The sequence below is a fragment of the Mesorhizobium sp. WSM1343 genome, assembly GCF_055901535.1.
In genome coordinates, this window is sequence record NZ_CM148370.1 from 4,994,738 (window position 1) to 5,021,281 (window position 26,544).

Consider the following 26,544-nt stretch of genomic DNA (forward strand, 5'->3'; position numbering starts at 1 on the left):
AGCAAAAGCCGCCTACAAATCCATTTCCCAGGTCTGGCCGGTCAGATCCTTGCCGAAGCTGCGGTGGTGCTCCTGCGAGACCAGCCTGAAGCCGGCACGTTCGTAGATCGCGCGCGCCGCAACGAGGATGTCGTTGGTCCACAGAACCAGCTTGGCGTAGCCGCAAGCCCGGGCCTGGTTCACGCATTCCGCCACCAGTCGTTTGCCGATGCCGAAGCCGCGCGCCGACGCCTCGACATGCAGCATTCTCAGCTTGGCCACCTTATCATCCTGATGAACCAGGAACACCGCGCCGACCGGCTGACCACCGCGCTCGGCGATCCAGCAGAAATCGCGGCCGGGCACGAAATTGCGAATGAAATCGGCGCCGATCTCGGCGAGCATGGCCTCGAACTCGATCGTCCAGCCATATTCCTCGGCATAAAGTTGGGCCTGGCGCTGCACGACCCAGCCGACATCGCCGACGCGGTGCGGCCGCAACGTCACCTCGCCGCTTTCACGGGTGGGATCACCCAGCAATTCCCCCGCCTTGCGCAAGGCGCTGCGCAGTTCATGCAACCTGTCGTCGGGTACGCTTTCGATCAGCCGCGCCGTATCCCGATCGGCCGCCGCCTGCAGCCTGGCAAGCGCTGCCTCGCCCCTTGCGGTCAGCGAGAGGACCCTTCGGCGCCGGTCAGCCGGGTCCGTTCTGGCCTCGGTCAGCCCCTGGCCCGCGAACTTGCGCAGGATCCGCGTCAGATAGGCGGCATCGACACGCAACTGTCTCGATATTTCGGAGGCCGCCGGGCCATTCTCCAGCCGAAAAGCCCCAGCCAGGAAACCTCGCTCGCCGGCGATTTCGGCGGAAGCCGGGTTGCTGCGGTGACCCAGTTCGAACAGCACGCGCGCCTCGGTCAAAGTGAATGCACTTTGTGTCAGCGTCTCGTCGAGAAGGCCGACAGTGCGCGTGTAGAAGCGATTGAAGCGCCGGACATCGGCCACCAATGCGTTGCGTTCGTCCAACATTTGCGGCCAGCTCCTAATAAAGCAGTTCCATTTTCCTAAATTAGTGGACTGAGTCAATTAAATTCAAGGCCAGAAGGCCAGCTAAAGCCGGAAGGCCCAGCTATTGCGTCCGCGCGCAGGTTGCATTCCTCGGGCCGTGCGCCAGATTCAAAACGAGACAGGCTTGGAGAGATTCGTGGCTGGTCATCGCAGGAAAGTGCACGCACGCGTCTACGGTAACGTGCAAGGTGTCGGCTTCAGAGCCTGGGCCCGGGATGAGGCCACGAGCCTTGGTCTTGCGGGCTGGGTTTGCAATGAAGCGGACGGGTCCGTAACGGCCGAGATCGCAGGCCTCGATGAGGCGGTCTCGACAATGATCGAGCGCCTCTGGAAAGGGCCGGCCGGGGCTTTGGTTTCCAAGGTCGACGTCGAGGAGTTGGAGGCAGACAACGCCTCTGTTGGGTTCAGAATCGTGGCATGAAGGCGGATCTGGATTGAGCGCCTTGAATTAATTAAACGTTCGTTTTATTATTGCTCCGCAGAGGAGCTGACATGGCACGCACCGCCGGGTCTGATGGCGAAAAGACCGAAGCGACCATTCGTGAGGCGGCGGTCAATCTGATCGCGCGTTTTGGCTACGAGGCGATGTCGATGCGGCAGCTCGCCGCCGAGGTCGGCGTACAGGCGGCCGCGCTCTACCGCTACTTTCCGACCAAGGAAGAGCTTCTGTTTACGCTGATGCGCGAGCACATGGAAGGTTTGACCGAAGCGTGGGAAACAGCTCGCCCGGTTAGTGCGGATCCCGTGCAGCGGCTTTCGGCCTATGTCGAAAACCACATCACTTTCCACATCGAGCGTCGGCACGCCACGCATGTGTCGAACATGGAGTTGCGCAGCCTGTCGCCGGAAAGGCTGACGCAGATCCTGCGCATGCGCACGGCCTACGAGAAGGAGTTGCGCACCATTTTACGCGACGGCGCCGAGACGGGCGCCTTCAGCATCGACGACACCGGTCTGACGGCCATGGCGCTGATCCAGATGATGACCGGCGTCATCGTCTGGTTTCGGCCGGGCGAACGGCTGTCGATCGGCGAAGTGACCACGAGATATCTTTCAATGACAATGCGGCTCGTCGGCGCGAAGATCGACGCCTACAGCGCCGCGCGTCCCTTCGGACGCGCAAAGGACGCTGCAGCCTTTTGATTCGCGCATGATCCCTTTCCGAAAATCAAAGTCGATTTTCGGGGTCATGCGCAGGGAGGAGAAAAATGTACACCAACACGCTCAGCTTCGGGCATGACGAAGAGATCGAGGCGCTGCGCGACATGGTGCGGCGCTTTGCCCAGGACCGGATCGCGCCGATCGCCGCCGACATCGATCGCTCGAACGAATTCCCGGCGCATCTGTGGGGCGAATTCGGTGCGCTCGGCCTGCTCGGCATCACCGCCGACCCCGATTTCGGCGGCAGCGGCATGGGCTATCTCGCCCATGTGATCGCCGTCGAGGAGATTTCGCGCGCTTCGGCCTCGGTCGGCCTCTCCTACGGTGCCCATTCCAACCTCTGCGTCAACCAGATCAACCGCTGGGCGACGCCGGCGCAGAAGGAAAAATACCTGCCGCCACTGTGCTCGGGCGAGCGAGTCGGCGCGCTGGCGATGTCGGAATCCGGCGCCGGCTCGGACGTCGTCTCGCTGAAGCTGCGCGCCGAAAAGCGCAATGACCGCTACGTGCTCAACGGCACCAAGATGTGGATCACCAACGGGCCGGACGCCGAGACGCTGGTGGTCTATGCCAAGACGGATCCGGACCAGAAATCGCGCGGCATCACCGCCTTCATCGTCGAGAAGGCTTTTGCCGGATTTTCCGTGGCGCAAAAGCTCGACAAGCTCGGCATGCGCGGCTCCAACACCGGCGAGCTGGTGTTTAGGGATGTCGAGGTGCCCTTCGACAACGTGCTGCATGAGGAAGGGCGCGGCGTCGAAGTGCTGATGTCTGGCCTAGACTATGAGCGCACGGTGCTTGCCGGCGGCCCGATCGGCCTGATGGCGGCGTGCCTCGACGTGGCAATCCCCTATGTGCATGAGCGCAAGCAGTTCGGACAGGCGATCGGCGAGTTCCAACTGGTGCAGGGCAAGCTGGCCGACATGTACACGACGCTGAATGCCGCGCGCGCCTATGTCTATGCCGTCGCCGCCGCCTGCGATCGTGGCCAGACGACGCGCAAGGATGCCGCCGGCTGCGTGCTGTTTGCCGCCGAGAAGGCGACGCTGATGGCGCTCGACGCCATCCAGCTGCTTGGCGGAAATGGCTACATCAACGACTACCCGACCGGCCGCCTGCTGCGCGACGCCAAGCTCTACGAGATCGGCGCCGGCACCAGCGAAATCCGCCGCTGGCTGATCGGCCGCGAGATCATGGCGGAGGGGGTGTAGGGGCTGTGGAAAACAATGCGCAGACGATTTTTCAAATCTTAGGAACGGCAGGAACACTTGCTGCCGCGATTGCGGCGTGGCTGACAGCTCGTGAAATGCGACGGCAAAGCAAAAACTCGGTTAGGCCCTATCCTGTCTTGATAGGACACAGATTCGAGCGGCGAATCCCTGCTGAAGAAAACTCAAGCGAAACGTTTCTTGCCTTAGAGAACGTCGGACAAGGGCCGATGCTAAATGTCACCATTAGCTGGGAAATAAATAATTTACTTAGGTCTTTTCCAAATAGTTTTAAGCTACACAAATCTGGAAAATCCGTCGAATACGCGAATAACGCCTATTCAGCCTATTATGTGTTGGGCGACGCGCTAAATTTCAGAAAATCTCACATCACTTCCGGAATAAACACTGATGTCCACGTACCTACTGTCGTTATGTCAATAATTGATGAAAATATGAATGACCATTTCGGTAATAATAGTTTTAACGATTTTAATATTCCATACATATTTGCGAAGCTCGAATATAATGATATATTCGAAAATAAATACATTTTTTACTACAAATTATATGCCGACATTATCATGTATAGTAAAAACGAAGAAATTTCTAACTACGACGCAGAATGGAAGACGCTACAGTCTCAGCATTTGGAATTCTGAAATGCCCGCTCTTACCTCTCAGATCTCCCCCTCCTCCGAAACCTTCCGTGCCAATGCCGAGCGCATGCGGGCGCTGGTCGCCGACATTGCGGAGAAGGCTGCCACCGTCGAGCTCGGCGGTTCGGAGGAAGCGCGTGAGCGCCATATCTCGCGCGGCAAGCTTCTGCCGCGCGAGCGCCTTGCGCAATTGCTGGATGTCGGCTCACCCTTCCTCGAGATCGGCCAGTTCGCGGCATGGTCGATGTATGGCGAGGAGATCTCTTCGGCCGGCATGATCGCCGGCATCGGCCGCGTCGAAGGCACCGAGGTGATGGTCGTCGTCAACGACGCCACCGTGAAGGGCGGCACCTATTATCCGCTGACCGTGAAGAAGCATTTGCGGGCGCAGGAGATAGCGCTGCAGAACAATCTTCCCTGCATCTACCTCGTCGACAGCGGCGGCGCCAATCTGCCCAACCAGGACGAGGTGTTTCCCGACCGCGAGCATTTCGGCCGCATCTTCTACAACCAGGCCAACATGTCGGCATCAGGCATTCCGCAGATCGCCTGCGTCATGGGTTCGTGCACGGCGGGCGGCGCCTATGTGCCGGCGATGTCCGACGAGACGATCATGGTGCGCAATCAGGCAACCATCTTCCTCGGCGGCCCGCCGCTGGTGAAGGCGGCGACGGGCGAGGATGTCAGTGCCGAGGATCTCGGCGGTGCGGATGTGCACACCAGGCTTTCCGGTGTTGCCGACCACTATGCGCTGGACGACGACCATGCCCTCGCCATCTGCCGGCGCATCGTCAAGAACCTGAATCGGAACAAGACTGTAAGCCTGAACTCTAGGAGAGCGATTCCGCCGCTTCATCCGGCGGATGAACTTTATGGCATCGTGCCGACCGACCTGCGCCAGCCCTATGACGCGCGCGAGGTCATCGCGCGCGTCGTCGACGGTTCCGAATTCGACGAGTTCAAGCAGAATTACGGCACCACGCTGATCACCGGCTTTGCCCATCTCCATGGCATGCCGGTCGGCATCATCGCCAACAACGGCGTGCTGTTTTCCGAAAGCGCGCTGAAGGGCGCGCACTTCATCGAACTGTGCTGCCAGCGCAAAATTCCATTGGTCTTCCTGCAGAACATCACCGGCTTCATGGTCGGTCGAAAATATGAAGCAGGCGGCATCGCCAAGGATGGCGCCAAGCTGGTGATGGCGGTTGCCACCGCCAGGGTGCCGAAGGTGACTGTCATCATCGGCGGTTCGTTCGGCGCCGGCAATTACGGCATGTGCGGCCGCGCCTATTCACCGCGCTTCCTGTGGATGTGGCCGAACGCCCGCATCTCGGTGATGGGCGGCGAACAGGCGGCAACGGTGCTTGCCATGGTCAAACGCGAAGGCATCGAGCGCAAGGGCGGAGAATGGAGCGCCGAGGAAGAGGCGAAATTCAAGAAGCCTATCCTGATGAAATACGAGCATGAGGGCCATCCGCTCTATTCGTCCGCACGCCTCTGGGACGATGGCATCATCGACCCTGCGAAGACGCGCGACGTGCTGGCGCTCAGCCTGTCGGCCGCGCTCAACGCCGAAATCGAGGACACGCGCTTTGGCGTGTTTCGGATGTGAGAATGGACGGTCAACTTCGACAGCCAAACGGCGGAACTATACCGGCAGGCCGTTGCTGCCGTGTGAAAAGGCTGAACTGTATGGACCAAGCGATTGGTCAGTATAGGCGGCTTCGAATCTCAAACAGTGAACTGGCGGGGGGACAAAATATTCGCTACTGTTTATCCAGCATGGGGCAATGGGGACGGGCTGGAAATGAAACTGAAATATTGCCAGGGAACGGCTGCTTCGATACTTTCCGCATTTCTAATATTAACGGCGACCGGCATCAGCTCGGCGGAATCGCTCGCAGGACGCAAGGGAGACGTGCGTTTTCCGCCGACCTTGGGTTCGGGCGAATGCAACGTTGCCTACAAGGGTTACGTCGCGGCGAGCGGCCATTCGGCCTACGCCACAACCTTTTATTCGCGCGTTGTCGACCTCTACATCATCTGCGGGACGAAGCTCAACGCGCCGTCCCAGAAGGCGGCGGAAGAGACGGCGCTACGCAATTGCCAGGCCGGGTTGACACGGTGGAAGCTCAAGACCGCGAGTGGCGGCTGCGCAATCTCGTCATCGAAATAAGCAACCGGCCGAGACTTTTTTGCGAATGGGGGAAGCAGAATGAAATCCGGGACCTGCAAACGAGCAGCCACCCCTATAGTGGCAGGCTTGCTGATGGTGGCGGCCTCCACCGCTGCCATGGCCGGATCGCTGGCAGGCAGCAAGGGCGACGTGCGCTACCCGGTGACCATTCCTATAGGAACCACCGGGGGCTGCGGGAAGGCCTATGCAGCGTATCTCGCAGCCGCAGGCCATTCGGCTTTCGCGGCGACGCCAATCGTTCCGGCGACCGAGTACTTCGTTTGCGGCGTGAAGCTGAATGCATCGTCACAAAAGGCGGCGGCGGAACTGGCACTGAAATCCTGTCAGGCCAGCAAAAGCAAATACAAGGTTACTGTCGCCGGCGCCTGCAGCATCGCCGCGTCCAAATAGACCGGAAAGCGCCCGGTTTTTCTCCTTGGGGAAGACAAAATGAAATCCACGAATTCCAAGCGAACAGCCATGGCGATATTGGCTGTATTGCTGGTGTTCGCAGCATCCGGAGCGGGCATGGCCGGCTCACTGGCGGGAAGCGAGGGAGACAAGCGTTTCCCGCCGTACCTGCCGCGAAATCCCAAGGATCCCTGCACCAAGGCCTACAAGGCCTATGTCGCGGCCGGTGGCCATTCAGCGTACGCAACCACTCCCTACGCACGGATAATGTCGTCGTACATAGTTTGCGGCGGCCACCTCAACGCACCATCTCAAAAGACGGCCGAAGAGTTGGCGATGAAATCCTGTCAGTCCACCCGCGGCCACTACAAAGTCACGACCGGCGGCGGTTGCGAGATCGCGGCCTCGAAGTAGGTACAGCCGACCGCAAGGTAGAGCACTTCCCTGGTAAGGGAGAGGTCTACTCCGAGGGCTTAAAAGGCTCGCGGGACAGCACCCCCCTCTGTCCTGCCGGACAGAGGGGGGTGTTCAAGCGCCATGCTTCCCATGGACTTCGAACCTTACATGCGGAGGCTCCATGTTCGCCAAGATCCTGATCGCCAACCGCGGCGAGATCGCTTGCCGTGTCATCCGTACGGCTCGGAAGCTGGGCGTGCGTACCGTCGCCATCTATTCGGATGCCGACGCAAAATCCCTGCATGTCGAGATGGCCGACGAGGCGGTGCATATCGGCGCCTCGCCCGTCGGCGAAAGCTATCTGCGCGGCGACAAGATCATCGCGGCGGCCCTGGCAACGGGTGCGCAAGCCATTCATCCCGGCTACGGCTTCCTGTCGGAAAATCCCGATTTCGTCGACCAGGTGACAGCGGCGGGGCTCATTTTCATCGGCCCATCCGCGGCCTCTATCCGTGCCATGGGGCTGAAGGACGCCGCCAAGCGGCTGATGGAAAAGGCCGGCGTGCCGGTCGTGCCGGGCTATCATGGCGAGGCGCAGGAGATCGTGCTGCTTGCCTCCAAGGCGCGCGAGATCGGCTATCCCGTACTGATCAAGGCGCGCGCCGGCGGCGGCGGCAAGGGCATGCGCCGGGTCGAGCATCCCGATGAGTTTTCCGAGGCGTTGTCCAGCGCACGGCGCGAGGCGAAAGCCGCGTTCGGCGACGACCGTGTGCTGGTCGAAAAATATGTCGACAAGCCGCGCCATATCGAAGTGCAGGTCTTCGGCGACAATTTGGGCAATGTCGTGCATCTCTACGAGCGCGACTGCTCGGCGCAGCGCCGCCACCAGAAGGTGATCGAGGAATCGCCGGCGCCCGGCATGACGCCCGCTTTGCGCAAGGCGATGACGGAGGCGGCGGTGAAGGCCGCCAAGGCGATCAATTATTCAGGCGCCGGCACCATCGAGTTCATCGTCGATGCCTCGCAGGGCCTGAAGGCCGACCGCTTCTGGTTCATGGAGATGAACACCCGTCTGCAGGTCGAGCACCCGGTCACCGAAATGGTCACCGGCACCGACCTGGTCGAGTGGCAGTTGCGGGTCGCGTCAGGCGAAAAGCTGCCCAAGACGCAAAGCGAGATCGCGCTCGTCGGCCATGCCTTCGAGGCGCGCATCTATGCCGAGGACGCGGCAAAAGGGTTCCTGCCGGCGACCGGTACGCTGCATCATCTGAAATTTCCGGATGCGGCCCCGCAAGGCGCCACGATGCGCATCGAGACTGGCGTGCGAGCGGGTGACGCCATCTCGCCCTATTACGACCCGATGATTGCCAAGCTGGTCGTCCACGCAACGGACAGGCAGGCGGCTCTGGAGGCGCTTGGCGCGGCGCTATCCCGGACCGAGATCGCCGGCTCGACCGTCAACACCGCCTTTCTTGCCGCTCTCGCCGCCGATCCGGATTTCGCCGCAGGCGACGTCGACACCAGCCTGATCGCCAGGCACCAGACGGCGCTGACCGAGGTCGCGCCGCCGACCGGCGAAACCATCGCTGCCGCGGCCGTTGCGGCCTCCGGCGCCGGAGCATCGCCGTCACCCAACGATCCGTGGTCGTCGCTTGCCGGTTATGCGCATTTCCACAGCGTGGCGCGACGCACACGATTGAAGTTTGGCGAAGACGAAATCGTGGCGAAAGTTTCGGTGCGGCATGACGGGCGGTTCCAGGTGACGCTGGACAAGCCCTATGACGACACCAATTCGCGTGATTTTCGCTCAACACCACGCCTCGCCCGCTGGCCAGGCCACATCACCGTGTTCGAAGGCGCCGTCGGCTACACCTTTACGGTGCCGGACCCGCTGGCACGGGCCGACGAGGCAGCGGCGGGTTCAGGCAGCCTGCGCGCGCCGATGCCGGGACTGGTCAAGCTGGTACGCGTGGGAAAGGGCGATGCCGTGATCAAGGGCCAACCGCTGCTGATCCTGGAGGCGATGAAGATGGAACACACCATCGCCGCGCCGCATGACGGCGTGATCGCCGAGATTGCCACCGAGGGCGCGCAGGTGACCGACGGGACAGTGCTGGTGCGATTCTTCGAGGAACAAGCTATCTCGACCGCTGTAGCCAGCTGACGGTTTGAAGGTAAACAACAAAATGGCCGGGACGAACCCGGCCATTTCTCTATGCTATTCAGTCGCCGGGCCGGCGATTACTGCGCGATCGGCGCATATTTTCCGTCATGCCACTGGTTGATGTCGTAGCTGGCATTCTTGAGATCGCCCTTCTCGTCGAAGGTGACATTACCGACAACGGTGCTGATCGGCGTGCCGTTCTTCAGCGCCTCAGCAACCTTGGCCGGATCGTCGCTGCCGGCACGCTTGATGCCTTCGGCGAATGCCTGGATGGTGGCGTATGAGAACAGCGTGAAGCCCTCCGGCACGAAACCGCCGGCCTTGATTTTCTCGACGGCTGCCTTGGCTTCCGGCTTTGCCTGCGGATCCGACGGGAAGACGAACATGGTGCCCTCGCCGGCCGGGCCAGCGACCTGCCAGAATTCCGGCGAGGCGATGGAGTCCGGCATTATCAGCTGGAACTTCAGGTTCTGTTCCGCCGACTGACGCAGGATCAGGCCAGCTTCAGGATGGTAGCCGCCGAAATAGACGACGTCGGCTTTCAAGTCCTTGAGCTTGGTGACGAGAGCCGAATAGTCCTTCTCGCCAGCGTTGATGCCGTCATAGTAGACCTCCTTGAGGCCGCCGGCATTCATCGTTGCCCTGACGGCGTCAGCCACGCCCTGTCCGTAGGCGCTCTTGTCGTGCAGGACGACGACATTCTTGCCGGCGAACTTCTTGGCGATCCATGGGCCGATGAAGGCGCCCTGCGCATCGTCACGCGTATAAAGGCGCATGATCGTCGGCCAGCCGGCCTTGGCGGCCGCGTCGGTCAGCACCGGGTTGGAAGAAGCCGGGCTCATCATCAGCGCGCCGGCTTCGGCATAGACGGCCGAGGCCGGAATGCTCGAACCCGAGCAGGCATGGCCGTCGATGAACTTGACGCCATCGGCGACGACGCGGTTGGCAACCGACACCGCCTGCTTGGGATCGCACTGGTCGTCTTCGATATCAAGCTTGATCATCGACCCGTTGACGCCGCCAGCGGCGTTGATCGCATCGGCAGCGGCCTGTGCGCCCTGCTTGAACTGATCGCCGATGGTGGCGAGCTGTCCGGTCATCGGGCCGATCACCGCAAAGGTGATATCGTCGGCGAATGCGACCGGCGTGCTCATCATCAGGCCGAATATGGCCGCGTGCAAAATACTCAATTTTTTCATGATGGTAGAACTCCTCCACTCACGCGCGGCCGCCCCGGCCACGCTTCTTCCAGAGAGGCGGGACAATTTCATCCTTCATTCGGCCTGTCTAGGCGCATTGGCGCCGCTCGATTGGGCCTGCAAGACGTCATCCACGCAAAAAGCCACGCCAGCCTTGTTCCGGCTGGTCGTGGCTTTTTGCCCGTCGAGCAATCTCCAGGCGCCCCGCCCCTAAAAATCCCGCTCAGCTTCCCTGTGTCGCGCACGACTGGGCCTTGCGGCCTGCCGCGTTCTTTCTCTTGCCCTCGTGACCGTCTTGCGCGGCCTTCAATTTCGCCGGGTCCGGCCGTCTGTGCGGCCTTGATCCCGGAGCTTCCCTGTCTTCGATAGGCCTGTCTGCGATTGGCAGATTTCAGTGCATGGTCATCCATTCGCGGGCTTCGCGAAGCGCCGTGGCGATCTCGACCTTCGACATGGCCGCCGACAGTTCCGAGCGCAGTTCCGCGGCGCGGGCCGAGCCCTTGATGGCGGCGATGTTGAACCATTTGTGGGCGGCAACGACATCGGTCTCGCAATCGCGTCCGGTCGCATACATCATGCCCAGTTCGAAAAGGATGTCGGCCTGGGCAGTTGCCCCCATGGCGCCGAAACCTGCTTCAAGCATTTCAAAACGTGCCATTTCAATCCCCTGTTTCCGGCCCCTGTCAGGCTCCCGAGAGCTGCCTTCTTTCGTCCTTGGCGGCTGCTCTTCCGATGCTTTCGAGAATGCCGTGCAGGCTTGAATCCGTCGTTAAATGGCGTGCTTAATTTGAGGAAAACAAAGCTAAAACAAGAGGTAAACGCGGAAATTCGTTAAGGATACAAAGCCAGCAATTCAGCCTGCTTGCGTCAAATTTGACGAAAATTTCCCGATGCCAATTCAAGACTTCGCTAACCACAGGAGACAAAGGCGATGCGCCGATCGTTTCATTTCCTTGGCCAGGAGGCGCATTCGGGGCCCTTCAAAATCCGAAAGTCTTCCGTTGCGGCACCGCTTTTGTTTTGCCGGGAGCTGGATTAGCTTACGTTTGCGTAAGCGGCAGACCGAGGCGGAGCATCCGGCCGGACATCTAAAGGGAGGAAGACATGTTTCGAAGAGTGAGCCTGGCCCTTGCGGCCACATTGATCATGGCCGGTGCGGCCTGGGCCGATCCGATCGAGGGCAATTGGAAGACGCAGGCCGGCGACACCGCAGCCATCGCTGGCGGCGGCTCGTTTTCCATCACGCTCAAGTCCGGCAAATATGCCGGCAAGACCATCGGCTCGCTCAAGGCGACGGGCGACAACAAATATGCCGGCAACATCACCGATCCGGCAAACGACAAGACCTATTCGGGCAAGGCGACATTGTCGGGCACCTCTCTCAAGATGAGCGGCTGCGTGCTCGGCGGGCTGATCTGCAAGAGCCAGACCTGGCACAAGCTCTGATCGAGCGCATCTTTCCGACCTGATGACGGGGCCCCGACGGGCCCCGTTTTCGTTTTGTCGACACATCCTGCGCCGGTGATGCTCGATGGAGGCCGGCGGCTATCCAACCGACGCCGGCGCCGTCGAAACCCCGTCAATCATCTTGAACCGCAGATGAACGCCGCCATCAGAGCCGGTTCAGTTGCATCAGGGCATTCTCCGGCGTGTTGAAGGAGACCGACCCAATGCTTGCTCGCCGCTTCACCATCGTCTGCCTGCTGGTGAGCCTGTTTGGAATGTTCTTCGCCATCCTCGTCGCTGAAGCGGGCCGTCCGGCCCGCGCCTGGGACGAAGCCAGTTCCAGAACCTGCCGCCTCGCCTGCCCCACCCATCTTCGCAACTGAACAAAGAAACCAAGACCTCGAAAAGAAAAGCTGAACGCCATGAACCGCATCGCCGCCAACGCTCTCAAGACCCTTCGGCTTCTGCCGCGGGCGGCGCTTATCCTGACGGTTCTGGCCGCTCCGGTCCTGGCCGTGCCGATGATGCGCGCCGACACCGGCTCGACGATCGACGCACCGGCCCTGAAGAAGTCCGGCGTCGGCTTTGTGCTTCTGGTCAGCCTGCAGCGCGGTTGAAGAAAAACGGCGCTTTGACCGCCTTCGGTCGCGACACCCCTCCCAAGTGCCGATCCAAGTCTCTATATTGAGCCATGGAAAAGCGAATCTACCCACAAGCCATCGAATCTGTCGTCATGCCGGAGCCTTTTGGCCGGCAAAGCTTTGATAGCGCCGAGAAGGCCGTCAAGGCACTGCAGGCGCTTTACGACCGCAACACCAGGTTCCTGCGCGACTCCTTCGCAGAGCTGGCGGCGGCAGGCGGCGACAATGGCAAGCGCTACCGGGCCTTCTATCCGGAGATCGGCGTCACCACCAACTCATTCACCCAGATCGACTCGCGTCAGGCCTATGGGCATATGCCGACGCCTGGGCATTTTTCCACCACCATCACCCAGCCGGGCCTGTTCGAAAGCTACCTCGTCGAGCAGTTGCGCCTGATCATGCGCAATCATGGGGTTGCGGTCACGGTGTCGGAATCGACCACACCCATCCCGCTGCATTTCGCCTTCCTTGAAGGCACCCATGTCGACGGCGCGGCGGCAGAGCGTATCAAGCGGCCGATCCGCGACCTGTTCGACGTGCCCGATCTCGATGGCACCGACGACCAGATCGCCAACGGCACCTTCGAAGTCGCCTTCGGCGAGCCGAGGCCTCTGGCGCCTTTCACGGCGCAGCGCATCGACTATTCGCTGCACCGGCTGTCGCACTATACGGCGACCACGCCGCAGCATTTCCAGAACTTCGTGCTGTTCACCAACTATCAGTTCTACATCGACGAATTCGTCGCCCGCGCCCGCGACCTGATGGCCAATGGCGGCGGCGGATACACGGAGTTCGTCGAGCCGGGCAATGTCATCACCAAGAGTGGGCAGAGCGCGCCCAGCGAAGGCGTTGCACCGCCGCGCCTGCCGCAGATGCCGGCCTATCACCTGAAGAAATCGGGACATGGCGGCATCACCATGGTCAATATCGGCGTCGGGCCTTCCAACGCCAAGACCATCACCGACCATATTGCGGTGCTGAGGCCGCATGCCTGGGTGATGCTCGGTCACTGCGCCGGCCTGCGCAACACCCAGGCGCTGGGCGACTATGTGCTGGCGCATGCCTATGTGCGCGAGGACCACGTGCTGGACGACGATCTTCCGGTCTGGGTGCCAATCCCGCCGCTGGCCGAGATCCAGGTGGCGTTGCAGGAAGCCGTCGCCGAAGTCACCGGCCTTTCGGGCTACGACCTGAAGCGCATCATGCGCACCGGCACCGTCGCCACCATCGACAATCGCAACTGGGAACTGCGCGACCAGCGTGGGCCGGTACAGCGTCTGTCGCAATCTCGCGCCATCGCACTCGACATGGAATCGGCGACCATCGCCGCCAATGGCTTCCGCTTCCGTGTTCCCTACGGCACGCTGCTGTGCGTTTCGGACAAACCGCTGCATGGCGAGTTGAAGCTGCCCGGCATGGCGACCGAATTCTACAAGCGCCAGGTGGCGCAGCACCTGACCATCGGCATCAGGGCTATGGAGAAGCTCGCGGAAATGCCGATGGAGCGGTTGCATTCGCGCAAGCTCAGAAGTTTTTCGGAAACGGCGTTCCAGTAGGCCGGTTCCACGCATCGCATGGGCGTTTCGCCATCTTGATTGAGCCGCATTTCTGCCGATAAGCAAGCGGCATGGAGAAAGCGGGCTTCGGGACATTGCTGATTTCGGTTGCATTCCTGGCAATGCTGGCCTGTTCGATCGCGCTGGTGGCCGGGTTTTTCGGAACGCTGCATCCCGCCTTCGATTCCTTCTCGCATTTCCGCGTCCATCTTGCCGTGCTGATGGCGCTTTGCGCACTGCCGCTGCTGGCCACGACATTTCGACTGCAAGCGGCCGTGGCACTGCTTTTTGCCGTGGCGGCCTTCGCCACCACTTCCGGCTCGCTGTCCTTCTCCCGCCTGTGGCCGGTTCAGGCGGCCTATGAAGCCAAGAACAAAGACCGCGCGATCTACAAGCTGCTGCAGATGAACCTGCGCTACGACAATCCAACGCCGAAGAAGGTGCTGTCGCTGATCGGCCGGACCAATCCCGACGTGATCACCCTCGACGAGGTGTCGGCGATGTGGGCGACCGAGCTTGGCTATATCAGCAGCGCATATCCATACCGGATCCTCTGTCCTTACCCTAACAAGATATTCGGCGTCGCGCTGCTCTCGCGGCGGCCCTTTGCCGCCGGCACCGAGGCGCGTTGCGAAAGGCGTGGTGCCATGGCGACAGCGACCGTCGACTTCGGCGGCATCGACGTCGATGTCGCCGCGATCCATCTCAGCTGGCCCTGGCCACGCGAGCAGTACTGGCAGATCGGCGAGTTGACAGAGCCGCTTTCCGCGCTCGGCGAGACGGCCATCATGGCGGGCGACTGCAATGCCGCCCCATGGAGTGCCGCAGTGCGGCGGGTCGCGGCGCTTGGCGGGCTGACCGTCATGCCTTCCGCCGGCCCGACCTGGATCCACATCAGGCTGCCGGATTTCCTGCGGCGCTTCGCCGGCCTGCCGATCGACCAGGTTTTCAGCAAGGGCGGCGTGACGATCCATTCGGCGACACGGCTGGAAGACACCGGCTCGGATCACCTTCCGGTCATGGTGGAGTTCTCGCTCAGGCTGAACCAGCAAAAGCCGCTCGACGAACATGAAACCGCGACCGCGGCCATTGTCCAGGCCGGCAAGACGCCAGGCTGAAGGATCAGGGCCTGACCAAAGCGATGACGAGATGCTGGACATGGCCGCCGTCGCGATGCTCGCGCGCATCGAAAGCGAGCTGCTTGGCCTCATATGCGGCATTGGTGGCCTTGATGCGTCGCTGTGCCTCGCGACGTGTCTTGTAGCAGGACCGGTCGTCGGCAACCCTGAGGCCGGAGATGGATCTTTCCGTGGCCCGCATCATCTCCCTGGCGATGCGGCCATGGGTTTCCTCATGGGCGCGGACGCCGGCGAAGAACCGCGTCCAGCGCTTCCGGAGCGTCGGGGTGGTGGCCGAGGCGACACGCGGAAACGTGTAGAAGAGATTGAGCGTGCCGTTGGCACGCCGCAAGCGGCAGACGCCATTGTCCTGGCTGGTGTCGAGGTCCCAATCCACAGCGTAGCCGGTCAGCGCGATGGCATGCGTCATGAAGCCGTGCTTCGGCCCCTTGCGGTCCATAGCCTGGACTAGTGCCAGCCCCGTGTTCCCGGTGATGTCGTAGGTCCGCGTCTTGACCACCACCCTGGTGCCGGCCGGGGCCGCCGAAGCCAAACCGAACAGCGCACCGATCGCCACAAGGCATGCCAGAACCGCCACGCGCATTGGCCATCTCCTTATCGTCAAGGAATGGAACCATAAGCGCGCGGCAGTTTCAACAGTTCTAATGTTCCACATGCCACGGGAGACGCCGAGCCATCGTCGGGACCTTTGCGCGCTGCGGCCGGCGCGGGCCTACATGCCCTGATAGACCGGGCCTTCTCCGCCTTGCGGCGGCACCCAGTTGATGTTCTGGTTCGGGTCCTTGATGTCGCATGTCTTGCAGTGGACGCAGTTCTGCGCGTTGATGACGAAGCGCACATCCTTGGCCGTGGGATCGGCGGCGGCGTTGCCGTCCTTGTCGACCCACTCGTAAACCCCGGCCGGACAATAGCGCGTCGAGGGGCCCGCAAAGACATCGTGCTCGGAACGCTTCTGCAGCTCCATGTCGCCGACAAGCAGGTGGACCGGCTCGTTTTCCTCGTGATTGGTGTTGGACAGGAACACCGAGGACAGCCTGTCGAAAGTCAGCACGCCATCGGGCTTCGGATAGGCGATCTTCTTGTGCCGGGCGGCAGGCTCGAGCGTTGCGTAGTCGGCCTTGCCATGCTTCAGCGTGCCGAAGGGCGAGACACCGAACAGCGTGTTCAGCCACATGTCGAGGCCGCCAAGGCCGACACCGACGATGGTGCCGAAGCGCGACCACAGCGGCTTGACGTTGCGCACCTTCTTCAGATCCTTGCCGATGTCGGTCGCGCGCCAGGCTTCCTCGTAGGAAGCGAGTTCGTCGTTGGCGCGCCCGGCGCCGATCGCCTCGGCGACATGCTCGGCCGCCAGCATGCCGGACAGCACGGCATTGTGCGAACCCTTGATGCGCGGCACGTTGACGAAGCCCGCGGCACAGCCCATCAGCGCACCGCCGGGGAAGGACAATTTCGGCACCGACTGCCAGCCGCCCTCGGTGATGGCGCGCGCGCCATAGCCCAGCCGCTTGCCGCCTTCGAACGTAGCCGCGATCGCCGGATGGGTCTTGAAGCGCTGGAATTCCTCGAACGGCGACAGCCAGGGATTCTTGTAATTGAGGTGGAGGACGAAGCCGACCGCCACCTGGTTGTCCTCGAGATGGTAGAGGAACGAGCCGCCGCCGGTCTTCAAGTCAAGCGGCCAGCCGAAGGAATGCTGGACCAGCCCCGGCCGGTGGTTCTCCGGCTTGACCTGCCAGAGTTCCTTCAGGCCGATGCCGTATTTGCCCGGTTCGCGGCCATCGGAAAGCTTGTATCTGGCGATCAGTTGCTTGGCGAGCGAGCCGCGAGCGCCCTCCCCGATCAGCACATATTTGCCCATCAGCGCCATGCCGGGTGCGAAACCCGGGCCGTGCGTTCCGTCCTTCTCGACGCCCATGTCGCCGGTGACCACGCCGGTGACGGCGCCTTGCTCATTGTAGAGCAGGCCGGCAGCGGCAAAGCCCGGATAGATCTCGACGCCGAGCGCTTCGGCCTTGGTCGCCAGCCAGCGGCAGACATTGCCCAGCGAAACGATGTAGTTGCCGTGATTGTTCATCAGCGGCGGCATGAAAATGTTGGGCAGACGGAACGAGCCGGCAGGACCAAGGACCAGGAAATGATCCGCGGTGACCGGCGTCTTGAAGGGATGGCCGTCCTCGTCGCGCCAGCCCGGCAAGAGCCGGTCGATGCCGATCGGATCGACGACGGCGCCGGAGAGAATATGGGCGCCGACCTCACCGCCCTTCTCCAGGACGACGACCGAAAGCTCGGGATTGACCTGCTTGAGGCGGATGGCGGCGGCGAGGCCCGCCGGCCCGGCACCGACGATAACCACGTCGAATTCCATGCTTTCGCGTTCGATGTCGCTCATCAACCCCTCCGCACTGGCTTATCCCATTCGGGTATCTTGCTGGCTCCCGCGCTGCATAGCGCATCAATTGACGACAGGAAACCGGCGCATACGTGACAATGCCGTTTTGGCCAAAAAGTCGCGCATTGCGAGGCTGGAAGACTGCTTTTCGGCCGGCATTGCCTGCGGGGCGCGCGTTTTTAATTGTTCGACGGCTTGCTTATCGGCCATACTTCACGCCATGCGCTTTCCTGGGCCAGCCGGCTTTTCATCGACGCGCTTTCTTTTCCCGCCCGGCCGGATCCGCCGGGCGCTCCTTTTGGCCCTTCTGATGCTGGCGCCGCACCACGCTGCCGCCGACGAAGTGAAGGTCTGGGCGGCGGGCGCCTACTCCTTCTCCGACGAGCTTGGCGGCTTCCACATCACCGGCGCCTCGGGCATCGGCACAAAGGACGATCCGTTCGTCATCACCGAAGAGCTGACTTCGTCAACGCCGGTGACGCTGACGATCCGCACGACAAAGCCGATCCAGGCCTTCGGCAAGGCCGGCGAATTCGCCAACGGCATGATGTATATGCGCATCGAGGTGCTCAACAACAGCGGCCAGGCCTGGGTCGAATTCCAGTTCGAATTGCAGGAGATCCTGAACCAGCCGAGCGTGTTCGGCGACGGGCTTTCCTTCGACCAGCGCAACAAGACGCCGGACAATATCCGGTCGAGCAATTTCGCCGATTTCGATCGCGATTTCGAACCCTATGACCGGCTGCTGTTCAGGAATGGCAAGGTCGACCCGCTGAAAACCGCCAGCTTCGAATTCCTGATGACCGACTACACGCCCAGATGGACCTTCTACCTGGTGCAGGATCCGCGCATACCAACGGGCTGACACGATAGGAATTTTTTCTTGACTCGGTGAGCTCAGCTATGGTACATTTTTGCCTATGGTGCTGAGTTGCGCCAGTGACCCGCCGCACAGGCGGGTTTTTCGTTTGATGCTCCGTCAGCCAACGCGCCGGCGAGAGGCTCCGAAGGAACTCAAGCTGCCAGCCTTGCAAATTGCCGCCACGCGGACGAATGTGAATCGATGACTGCCGCTTCCCCAACCAACAGACCTGATATCGCCGACCTGCTGGCGTTTTACGCCAGCGTGGGCGTCGACGAGGCGTTCGAAGAGCAGCCGGTGAACCGGTTCGCCGAGGTTGCGCCAAAGCCGATGGAACGCGCGCCGATTGCAGCGCCTTCGGGTGGCACCGCCGCACCGCTGCGCTCGACGACCCGCGGCGAAGCCGGGGACAGAGCAAATGCACCACCCGTCGCGCGGTCGCCGTCTGCGACGACTGCGGTTCCCGACGAAGCGCAGGCGGCACTTGCCCGCCAATTGGCGACCACAGCAACGACGCTGGACGAGCTTCGCCAGCATATGGCGGCGTTCGAGGGCTGCAATCTCAAGGCCACCGCCAAGAACCTGGTGTTTGCCGACGGCAACCCGGAAGCCGCCGTCATGCTGGTCGGCGAGGCGCCCGGCCGCGACGAGGACATCGAGGGCCTGCCCTTCGTCGGCCGCTCGGGCCGGCTGCTCGACCGCATGCTGGCCGCGATCGGGCTCGACCGCACTTCAGCCTATATCGCCAATGTCATTCCCTGGCGGCCGCCGGGCAATCGCACGCCGACGCCGCACGAAACCGAGATCTGCCGGCCGTTCATCGAACGGCAGATCGAGCTGGTCAATCCCAAGGTGCTGATCAATCTTGGCGGCCCGTCGGCCAAGACCTTGCTCAACACCTCGGAAGGCATATTGCGGCTGCGCGGCAATTGGCGCGTTCACACGACGGCATCCGGCATCGCCATCCCGGCCATGCCGACGCTGCATCCGGCCTATCTCCTGCGAACCCCGTCGCACAAGAAGCTGGCGTGGCGGGATTTCCTCGAAGTGAAGGCAAAGCTGCGAGCGCTCACCTAGCGATAACCTTGCAGGTAATTGAAATGCCGTCCTCACCAGCCTAACCATCCACTCATGACAACAGCCCAAACCTCCGCCGGCAGCCTCATTCGCGAATGGCGCACGCGCCGGCGCATGTCGCAGCTCGACCTCGCCATGGAGGCCGAAATCTCGCAGCGGCATCTGAGCTTCGTCGAAAGCGGCCGCGCCGCGCCCTCGCGCGACATGGTGCTGCATCTGGCCGAGCAATTGTCGATCCCGCTGAGGCAACGCAACCAGTTGCTGCTCGCCGCCGGCTTTGCCCCCAGTTTCGGCGAACGCTCGCTGACCGACACGACAATGGCGCCGGCGATGGCGGCGGTCGAAATCGTGCTCAAAGGCCACGAGCCGTTCCCGGCACTCGCTGTCGACCGCCACTGGAACCTGGTTTCGGCCAACGCCGCCATCGCTCCCTTCCTTGCCGATGTCAGCGAGGCTTCGCTGCTGACGCCGCCGGTCAACGTGCTTCGCCTCAGCCTGCATCCCGGCGGCATCGCGCCACGCATCGTCAATCTTCAGGAATGGCGCACGCATCTGCTCGAGCGCCTGAAACACCAGAATGACGCGAGCGGCGACGCGGTGCTGATCGAACTCGAGCGTGAACTGAGGACTTATCCGTCCGGCCTGAGGAGCAACCGGCCGTCGCCGGTCGAGCCGAACGCCATCGTGCACCCGCTCAGGCTGGCGCATGGCGATCAGGTGCTGTCGTTTATCAGCACCATCACGGTGTTCGGCACGCCGCTCGACGTGACGCTTTCGGAACTGGCGATCGAATCGTTTTTCCCCGCCGATGAACAGACGAGGACGGTGCTGGTTCGGTTGGCGAAGGAGCGAGCCGAGCTGTCGTAATCACCCTTCAGGCAAAGATGCCTTGCGCGTGCGGGTGCGCTCCAGGCCGAGCTGGCGTTCGCGCCAGATGATGAAGATGCCGGCGGCGACGACGATCAGGCCGCCGACAAGCATATGGAGCGTGGCGACGTCGCCGAAGACGAGATAGCCGACGACGAGGCCTAGGATCATCGAGGTGTATTCGAACGGCGCCACGACCGAGGCTTCGGCATGGCGATAGGCCGCCGTCATCAGGATCTGGCCAAGGCCGCCGCAGAAGCCGGCGGCAACAAGAAGGGCCGCCTGGAGCGGCGTCAGCGCCTGCCAGCCGAATGGCAGCGACAGCAGCGACATGACGCTCGCCGTCACCGAAAACCACAGCACGATGGTCGCCGTGCGCTCGCTTTGCACGAGATTGCGCACCAAGAGCATGGCGACGGCCGAGATCGCCGCCGCGACAAGAGCGGCCATGACGCCAAGCACTTCCTGGTCGTCGAGCGCCTGGTCGGAACTCAGCAGCGTCAGTTCCGGCCAGGAGATGATCAGCACGCCGACCAGGCCGACCGCGACCGCACTCCAGCGATACACGCGGATAGCCTCGCCGAGGAAGATGGAGCTGAACACCACCACCAGCAGCGGCTGCGCGTAGTTCAGCGTGATCGCTTCCGGCAGCGGCAGCCGGGTCAACGCGAAAAAGCCGAGCCCCATGGCGCAGACGCCGACCAGGCCGCGGGCGATGTGGTTGAACGGACGCTTGGTGGTGAAGGCAGTGCCGAGTTCTTTCCTGAAGGCCAGGAAGGCGATGATCGGGAAGATGGCGAAGAAAGAGCGGAAGAAGACAATCTGGCCGGCCGGAACGGTGCCTGCGGCTTTGATGCAGGTCTGCATGCCGACGAAGACCGCCACCGACACGATCTTGAGCATGATGCCGGTAAGCGTGTCGTGCCCGCCGGCATCATCGCTGGCTGTGGCCGAGGGGCTGCCGGGGCCTGCTGTCACGCTCCCGACGCTTCTCGGATCGTCGCCCAGATACGCGCCGGCGTTGCCGGCATGTCGATGTGCCTGACGCCATAAGCGCGCCAGAGCGCGTCGGTCACCGCATTGAGTGCCGCCGGGGTCGAGCCGATGGTGCCGGCCTCGCCCGCGCCCTTGATGCCAAGCGCATTGGTGGTCGAAGGCACGTTGCGGGTCTCGAAATGAAAGAACGGGAAATTGTCGGCGCGCGGCATGGCGTAATCCATGAAGCTCGCCGTCAAAAGCTGTCCGTCCTCGCCATAGATAGTGTCCTCGGTCAGTGCCTGGCCGACGCCTTGCACGACGCCGCCATGCACCTGGCCGGCGAGCAGGATCGGGTTTACGGTCACGCCGAAATCGTCGACGATGGTGTAGCGGACGATCTCGGTCGCGCCGGTGTCGGGATCGATCTCGACCTCGCAGATGTGGGTGCCGTTGGGATAGGTGCATTCGTCCTGCACGAACTCGCCAAAGCCCTTGAGATCGTCAGGCGTCTTGGCGGCCTTGGCGATGCTGGAAAAATCGAGCGAGCGATCGGTGCCGACGATGCGGGCAACACCATCGGACAACTCGATGTCGCCGGCAGAAGCCTCGAGCTCGTCGGCGGCGATGCGCTTGATCTTGTTGGCCAGATCCTCGCCCGCGCGGGAAGCCGACACACCCCCCAGCGGAATGGAGCGCGAGCCGCCGGTGCCGCCGCCGGCCTTCAATTCATCGGTATCGCCCTGGCGGACATGGATTTTGTCGATGTCGAGATTGAGCTTTTCCGACAGGAACTGCGCATAGGCGGTGGCGTGTCCCTGTCCGTTGGTCTGGGTGCCGATCTTCAGCGTCACCGTGCCGTCGCCATTGAGTTCGACGAAGGCCGGCTCCGAGCCCGGAAAGGCACAGGCCTCGATATAGGTCGCCATGCCGAGACCGCGGATTTTTCCGCCGGCCTTGGACTGCGCCAGCCGCTCCGGAAACGCTTTCCATTCGGATTGCTCAATGGCGCGCTCCATATGGCCTTCGAATTCACCGGTGTCGTAGAGGCGGCCGGTTTGCGTCCGGTAGGGAAATTGCTCCGGCCGGATGAAATTGCGGCGGCGGATCTCCTCGACGGGCAGGCCGAGATCGTGGGCGCAGGCATCGACCAGTTTTTCCAGCAGGAAGGCTGCTTCCGGCCGGCCGGCACCGCGATAGGCATCGACCGGGCAGGTGTTGGTGTAGAGGCCGGTCACCGAGACGTCGAGCGCCTGGATATCGTAGACACCGGTCGACATGGTGACGCCGATATAGGGGATGAACGGACCATATTGCGAGATATAGGCGCCGATGTTGGCGAGCAGGTCCACCTTCATGCCGAGAAAGCGGCCGTCCTTGTCCAGTGCCATCTCGGCCGTGACGAAATTGTCGCGGCCTTGCGCGTCGGTCAGAAAGTGTTCCGTGCGGTCGCCGACCCACTTCACCGGGCGGCCAATCCGCTTCGCCGCTTCCAGCACCAGCGGATATTCGCGGTAGACGAAGCTCTTCGGCCCGAAACCACCGCCGACATCAGGCGTGATGACGCGCAACTGGCCCTTCTTGATCTTGAACACGCTGGCCAGGATGTACTGCATGGAGTGCACGCCTTGCGACCCGGTGGTCAGCACGAAGCGCTTCTCCTCGACGTTCCATTCGCCGATCGCGGAGCGCGGCTCCATGTAGTTGCAGACCAGCCGGTTGTTGACGAACTCGATGTGGGTGACGTGTGCGGCCTTGGCGAAAGCCGCTTCGGTCTTTTTCCTGTCGCCCATGTGGTAGTTGAAGGCGCGGTTGGAACCGAGCTCCGGCCAGACCAGCGGCGTGCCTTCGGCAAGTGCATTTGCGGTCCCGGAAGCCGCGTCTTCGCCGTCATAGTCGACATCGATCAATTCAGCGGCATCCTGCGCCAAGGCACGGCTGTCGGCGACGACGAAGGCAACGGCATCGCCGACATAGTTGACGCGGTCGCGGCACAGGATCGGGATGTCGCGCGTCGGCGCCTTGGTGCCGTCCGGCTGTTCCTGCATGACGCCGGATTTCAGATCGCCGAGATGGGCAAGGTCCTTGCCGGTCAGTACCAGATGGACGCCAGGTGCGGCCTTCGCCGCCTCGGTCGAACCGATGGTGAAGCTGGCCTTGGCGACCGGCGAACGCAGGACATAGCCATGCAGGACGCCAGCCGGCTGGATGTCGTCGGTATAACGGCCCTGGCCCTGGATGAAGGCGGCATCCTCGCGCCGCAGCACGGATGCGCCCATGCCGAATTTCGGTGTGACGACGGTCATGGATGCCTCGTGATGATGACAGGAGAACGAACGCCTGAAATAGGCATTGCCTCAGTTTTGTCGAGGGGCCGTTTCGTGTAAAGAGCGCGGACTTCAAATTTCTTGGACCAGCGGACACAATCCGCCGCCAACGCAATCGACAGGAAAACCCACGGAATGCGCACGGACACCGGCCAGGTCTTCAAGCTTGAAGACTATCGCCCCAACGACTACCTCATTCCGCAAACCGACCTCACCTTCCGCCTTTCGCCAGACGCAACGCGTGTCACCGCCGTGCTCACGATAGAGCGCCGTGACGGCGTCTCCGTGTCGGCACCGTTGGTGCTCGACGGCGACGGGCTGACGCTCAAGCGCATCGAGATCGACGGCAAGAAGGTAAAACCGGCGGATCTGCTGGCGACGCCCGACCAGTTGACCATCCTCGAGCCACCGGTGGCGCGGCGCTTCCAGTTGCTCATCGAGACCGAGGTGGCGCCGGCGGGCAACGAAGCCCTGATGGGCCTCTACCGCTCGAGCCACGTCTACTGCACGCAATGCGAAGCCGAGGGCTTTCGCCGCATCACCTATTTCCTCGACCGTCCCGATATCCTGTCCGTCTACACGGTGCGCATGGAGGCAATGCGCGACGAGGCGCCGCTGCTCCTGTCCAACGGCAACCCGCTCGAAAAGGGCGACCTCGGCGACGGCTGGCATTATGCCGTGTGGCACGACCCTTTCCCCAAGCCGTCCTATCTGTTCGCATTGGTAGCCGGCAATCTCGGCCGGCTCGCGGACAGTTTCGTCACCCTGTCCGGCCGCACGGTCGAGCTCGGCATCTATGTCGAGCCCGGCAAGGAGACGCTGGCCGGCTATGCGATGGACGCCCTGAAGCGGTCGATGAAATGGGACGAGGAGGCGTTCGGCCGCGAATACGATCTCGACGTCTTCAACATCGTCGCCGTGTCGGACTTCAACATGGGCGCGATGGAGAACAAGGGCCTCAACATCTTCAACGACAAATATGTGCTGGCCGACCGGGAGACCGCGACGGACGCCGATTTCGCCAATATCGAGGCGATCATAGCGCATGAGTATTTCCACAATTGGACAGGCAACAGAATCACTTGCCGCGACTGGTTCCAGCTCTGCCTGAAGGAAGGCCTGACGGTTTTCCGCGACCACGAATTCTCCGCCGACCAGCGCTCGCGCGCGGTCAAGCGCATCGCCGAAGTGCGGACCTTGCGCGCCCACCAGTTTCCAGAGGACCAGGGCCCACTGGCCCATCCGGTGCGGCCGCGCCGCTACCGCGAGATCAACAATTTCTACACCGCGACGGTCTACGAGAAGGGCTCCGAAGTGGTGCGCATGATCCGCACAATTCTCGGTGCCGACGTGTTTCGCGCCGGCATGGACCTCTATTTCGAGCGGCACGACGGTGACGCGGCGACGATCGAGGATTTCATCAAGGTGTTCGAGGATGCGTCCGGCCGCGACCTGTCGCAGTTCGCGCTCTGGTATCATCAGGCGGGAACGCCGAACCTGACGATCAGTTCGACGCACAATCCAGCCGCGCAGGAGTTCACACTCGAAATCGAGCAGTCGGTGCCGCCGACACCCTCCGAAAGCCGCAAGCGGCTGATGCACATCCCGCTCGCTTTCGGGCTGATCGGCGCCGGCGGCAAGCCTGTGCCGTATAGTAGCGTCGAGGGCGCCAGCGTCGAGGGCGGCGTCATCCATATCCGCAAGCGCCGCCACATGGTGCGGTTTTCAGGCGTCACCGAGCGCCCGGCCGTGTCGCTCAATCGCGGCTTTTCGGCGCCGGTGACATTGTCCGTCGAGCAGAAAGCCGACGACCAGTTCTTCCTTGCCCGCCACGATGGCGACGCCTTCTCGCGCTGGCAGGCCTTCAACACATTGCTGACCGATGCGCTGATATCAGCGTTCCGCGAGATCCTCGGCGGCAAGCAGCCGGCCTTTGCGCCGCGGCTGACCGAGCTCGCCGGCAGCATTGCCGGCGACGAGACGCTGGAGCCGGCCTATCGGGCATTGGCGCTGGCCCTGCCCGGCGAAGCCGACATTGCCCGCGACATCGGCAGGAACATCGACCCCGATGCCATCTATGCGGCTCGCGAGGCACTGGCGCTGGCGATCGGCACTGCGAACCGGGACGTTTTTTCGGGCCTCTACCTCAGCCTTGCCGACAGAGAAGCGTTCAGCCCCGACGCCGCAAGCGCCGGACGACGCGCCTTGCGCAACACCCTGCTGGATTATCTGTCGCTGCAGCCGGGCGGAGCGGAACTCGCTGCCGGGCATTTCCAGTCCGCGACCAACATGACCGACCGCGCGGCAGCACTTGCCGTGCTCGCGCATCGTCACCACGGTTCGCCCGAGGCGGTCGAGGCGCTGGCGGCTTTCGAGACGACCTACGGGTCCGACCCGCTGATCATGGACAAATGGTTCCAGATCCAGGCCAGCGTACCGGGGCCGCAAACCGTCGACACGGTGAAGGCCTTGACCAACCACCCGGCCTTCTCGATGGGCAATCCGAACCGGGTGCGCTCGCTGATCGGCACCTTCTCCAGCGCCAATCAGACCGGCTTCCACCGGACCGACGGCGAAGGCTACTGGTTCTTTGCTCAAACCGTCCTCGAGGTTGAAAAGCGCAACCCGCAAGTGGCGGCAAGGCTGGCGACGGCGCTCAGATCCTGGCGTTCGCTCGAACCCTTGCGGCAGGCGAAGGCCAGGGAAGCGCTGCTCTCGATCGCCGGCGCCGAAAACCTGTCGGCGGATCTGCGGGATATTGTCGAGCGCACGCTGGCTTAGCCGCTCTCTTCCTTCTCCCCTTGTGGCAGAAGGGAGATCCGTGCACGCCGCCAAGCTGGTGAA

Annotated in this window: 26 protein-coding genes; 18 read left to right on the forward strand and 8 right to left on the reverse strand. The window is 62.3% G+C overall.

What is annotated here, in order from left to right; all coding sequences use genetic code 11:
* Nucleotides 1-12 precede the first annotated feature (12 nt).
* Complete coding sequence (locus tag AC0NIL_RS24570) at nt 13-1,005, reverse strand: bifunctional helix-turn-helix transcriptional regulator/GNAT family N-acetyltransferase (RefSeq protein WP_275953636.1); 993 nt, start codon at nt 1,003-1,005, stop codon at nt 13-15.
* A 175-nt stretch (nt 1,006-1,180) separates the two neighbouring features.
* Between AC0NIL_RS24570 and AC0NIL_RS24575 the strand changes: the two genes are divergently transcribed.
* The 9 genes from AC0NIL_RS24575 (at nt 1,181) to AC0NIL_RS24615 (ending at nt 9,219) form a co-directional block, all read left to right on the forward strand.
* The gene (locus AC0NIL_RS24575) at nt 1,181-1,465 is read left to right on the forward strand and encodes an acylphosphatase (RefSeq protein WP_275953638.1); all 285 of its coding nucleotides are present in this window, start codon (nt 1,181-1,183) and stop codon (nt 1,463-1,465) included.
* Between the two features lie 71 nt (nt 1,466-1,536).
* Nucleotides 1,537-2,187, forward strand: a complete 651-nt coding sequence (locus tag AC0NIL_RS24580) for a TetR/AcrR family transcriptional regulator (RefSeq protein WP_473573878.1) — start codon at nt 1,537-1,539, stop codon at nt 2,185-2,187.
* 65 nt (nt 2,188-2,252) lie between these two features.
* Nucleotides 2,253-3,416, forward strand: a complete 1,164-nt coding sequence (locus AC0NIL_RS24585) for an isovaleryl-CoA dehydrogenase (protein WP_275953642.1) — start codon at nt 2,253-2,255, stop codon at nt 3,414-3,416.
* A 5-nt stretch (nt 3,417-3,421) separates the two neighbouring features.
* Nucleotides 3,422-4,075 (forward strand): hypothetical protein, encoded by a 654-nt coding sequence (locus tag AC0NIL_RS24590; protein ID WP_473573879.1) that lies wholly within the window; start codon nt 3,422-3,424, stop codon nt 4,073-4,075.
* Between the two features lies 1 nt (nt 4,076).
* Nucleotides 4,077-5,684, forward strand: coding sequence for a carboxyl transferase domain-containing protein (locus AC0NIL_RS24595; protein WP_275953646.1), 1,608 nt, complete (start codon nt 4,077-4,079; stop codon nt 5,682-5,684).
* A gap of 195 nt (nt 5,685-5,879) precedes the next feature.
* Nucleotides 5,880-6,248 carry a hypothetical protein gene (locus AC0NIL_RS24600; protein ID WP_013532609.1) on the forward strand — a complete coding sequence of 123 codons (369 nt, stop codon included), beginning with the start codon at nt 5,880-5,882 and terminating at the stop codon, nt 6,246-6,248.
* A 39-nt stretch (nt 6,249-6,287) separates the two neighbouring features.
* Entirely contained in the window at nt 6,288-6,659 is a 372-nt protein-coding gene (locus AC0NIL_RS24605; RefSeq protein WP_013532610.1) for a hypothetical protein, read from the forward strand.
* Nucleotides 6,660-6,698: 39 nt separating this feature from the next.
* Nucleotides 6,699-7,073 carry a hypothetical protein gene (locus AC0NIL_RS24610; protein WP_275953650.1) on the forward strand — a complete coding sequence of 125 codons (375 nt, stop codon included), beginning with the start codon at nt 6,699-6,701 and terminating at the stop codon, nt 7,071-7,073.
* Between the two features lie 163 nt (nt 7,074-7,236).
* Nucleotides 7,237-9,219 (forward strand): acetyl/propionyl/methylcrotonyl-CoA carboxylase subunit alpha, encoded by a 1,983-nt coding sequence (locus AC0NIL_RS24615; RefSeq protein WP_473573880.1) that lies wholly within the window; start codon nt 7,237-7,239, stop codon nt 9,217-9,219.
* Between the two features lie 77 nt (nt 9,220-9,296).
* On the opposite strand, the gene AC0NIL_RS24620 is transcribed toward AC0NIL_RS24615, so the two are convergent.
* Together AC0NIL_RS24620 and AC0NIL_RS24625 are read right to left on the reverse strand one after the other, a co-directional pair.
* The gene (locus tag AC0NIL_RS24620) at nt 9,297-10,418 is read right to left on the reverse strand and encodes an ABC transporter substrate-binding protein (RefSeq protein ID WP_473573881.1); all 1,122 of its coding nucleotides are present in this window, start codon (nt 10,416-10,418) and stop codon (nt 9,297-9,299) included.
* A gap of 391 nt (nt 10,419-10,809) precedes the next feature.
* Complete coding sequence (locus tag AC0NIL_RS24625; RefSeq protein WP_013532614.1) at nt 10,810-11,076, reverse strand: SEL1-like repeat protein; 267 nt, start codon at nt 11,074-11,076, stop codon at nt 10,810-10,812.
* Nucleotides 11,077-11,522: 446 nt separating this feature from the next.
* On the opposite strand from AC0NIL_RS24625, the gene AC0NIL_RS24630 reads away from it, so the two are divergent.
* The 5 genes from AC0NIL_RS24630 to AC0NIL_RS24650 all read left to right on the forward strand — a co-directional run bounded on the left by AC0NIL_RS24630 (nt 11,523) and on the right by AC0NIL_RS24650 (nt 15,179).
* The gene (locus AC0NIL_RS24630) at nt 11,523-11,864 is read left to right on the forward strand and encodes a DUF2147 domain-containing protein (RefSeq protein WP_013532615.1); all 342 of its coding nucleotides are present in this window, start codon (nt 11,523-11,525) and stop codon (nt 11,862-11,864) included.
* A gap of 224 nt (nt 11,865-12,088) precedes the next feature.
* On the forward strand, nt 12,089-12,247 hold the full coding sequence (locus tag AC0NIL_RS24635) for a hypothetical protein (protein ID WP_023812838.1): 159 nt from the start codon (nt 12,089-12,091) through the stop codon (nt 12,245-12,247).
* Between the two features lie 39 nt (nt 12,248-12,286).
* A complete protein-coding gene (locus AC0NIL_RS24640) occupies nt 12,287-12,481 on the forward strand; it encodes a hypothetical protein (RefSeq protein WP_027162961.1) in 195 nt (64 codons plus the stop codon).
* Nucleotides 12,482-12,597: 116 nt separating this feature from the next.
* Nucleotides 12,598-14,061 carry an AMP nucleosidase gene (locus tag AC0NIL_RS24645; RefSeq protein WP_473573882.1) on the forward strand — a complete coding sequence of 488 codons (1,464 nt, stop codon included), beginning with the start codon at nt 12,598-12,600 and terminating at the stop codon, nt 14,059-14,061.
* A 71-nt stretch (nt 14,062-14,132) separates the two neighbouring features.
* Nucleotides 14,133-15,179: an endonuclease/exonuclease/phosphatase family protein gene (locus tag AC0NIL_RS24650; protein WP_473573883.1), complete on the forward strand. Its 1,047-nt coding sequence runs from the start codon at nt 14,133-14,135 to the stop codon at nt 15,177-15,179.
* Nucleotides 15,180-15,183: 4 nt separating this feature from the next.
* On the opposite strand, the gene AC0NIL_RS24655 is transcribed toward AC0NIL_RS24650, so the two are convergent.
* The 3 genes from AC0NIL_RS24655 to AC0NIL_RS24665 all read right to left on the reverse strand — a co-directional run bounded on the left by AC0NIL_RS24655 (nt 15,184) and on the right by AC0NIL_RS24665 (nt 17,802).
* Nucleotides 15,184-15,783, reverse strand: a complete 600-nt coding sequence (locus AC0NIL_RS24655; RefSeq protein WP_473573884.1) for a DUF922 domain-containing Zn-dependent protease — start codon at nt 15,781-15,783, stop codon at nt 15,184-15,186.
* A gap of 129 nt (nt 15,784-15,912) precedes the next feature.
* Complete coding sequence (locus AC0NIL_RS24660; protein ID WP_013532620.1) at nt 15,913-17,592, reverse strand: electron transfer flavoprotein-ubiquinone oxidoreductase; 1,680 nt, start codon at nt 17,590-17,592, stop codon at nt 15,913-15,915.
* Between the two features lie 63 nt (nt 17,593-17,655).
* On the reverse strand, nt 17,656-17,802 hold the full coding sequence (locus tag AC0NIL_RS24665; RefSeq protein ID WP_473573885.1) for a hypothetical protein: 147 nt from the start codon (nt 17,800-17,802) through the stop codon (nt 17,656-17,658).
* A 10-nt stretch (nt 17,803-17,812) separates the two neighbouring features.
* Here AC0NIL_RS24665 and AC0NIL_RS24670 point away from each other — a divergent pair, with 10 nt between their 5' ends.
* The 3 genes from AC0NIL_RS24670 (at nt 17,813) to AC0NIL_RS24680 (ending at nt 20,398) form a co-directional block, all read left to right on the forward strand.
* Entirely contained in the window at nt 17,813-18,457 is a 645-nt protein-coding gene (locus AC0NIL_RS24670) for a hypothetical protein (protein WP_013532621.1), read from the forward strand.
* A 198-nt stretch (nt 18,458-18,655) separates the two neighbouring features.
* Nucleotides 18,656-19,531, forward strand: coding sequence for a uracil-DNA glycosylase (locus AC0NIL_RS24675; RefSeq protein ID WP_473573886.1), 876 nt, complete (start codon nt 18,656-18,658; stop codon nt 19,529-19,531).
* Nucleotides 19,532-19,585: 54 nt separating this feature from the next.
* Nucleotides 19,586-20,398, forward strand: coding sequence for a helix-turn-helix domain-containing protein (locus AC0NIL_RS24680; protein WP_063171745.1), 813 nt, complete (start codon nt 19,586-19,588; stop codon nt 20,396-20,398).
* Here the strand turns inward: AC0NIL_RS24680 and AC0NIL_RS24685 are convergent, their stop codons facing one another.
* Entirely contained in the window at nt 20,399-21,301 is a 903-nt protein-coding gene (locus tag AC0NIL_RS24685; RefSeq protein ID WP_244506971.1) for a DMT family transporter, read from the reverse strand.
* Nucleotides 21,302-21,372: 71 nt separating this feature from the next.
* Complete coding sequence (locus AC0NIL_RS24690) at nt 21,373-23,679, reverse strand: xanthine dehydrogenase family protein molybdopterin-binding subunit (RefSeq protein WP_473573887.1); 2,307 nt, start codon at nt 23,677-23,679, stop codon at nt 21,373-21,375.
* A 156-nt stretch (nt 23,680-23,835) separates the two neighbouring features.
* Between AC0NIL_RS24690 and pepN the strand changes: the two genes are divergently transcribed.
* On the forward strand, nt 23,836-26,481 hold the full coding sequence (pepN, locus tag AC0NIL_RS24695) for an aminopeptidase N (protein WP_473573888.1): 2,646 nt from the start codon (nt 23,836-23,838) through the stop codon (nt 26,479-26,481).
* Nucleotides 26,482-26,544 lie beyond the last annotated feature (63 nt).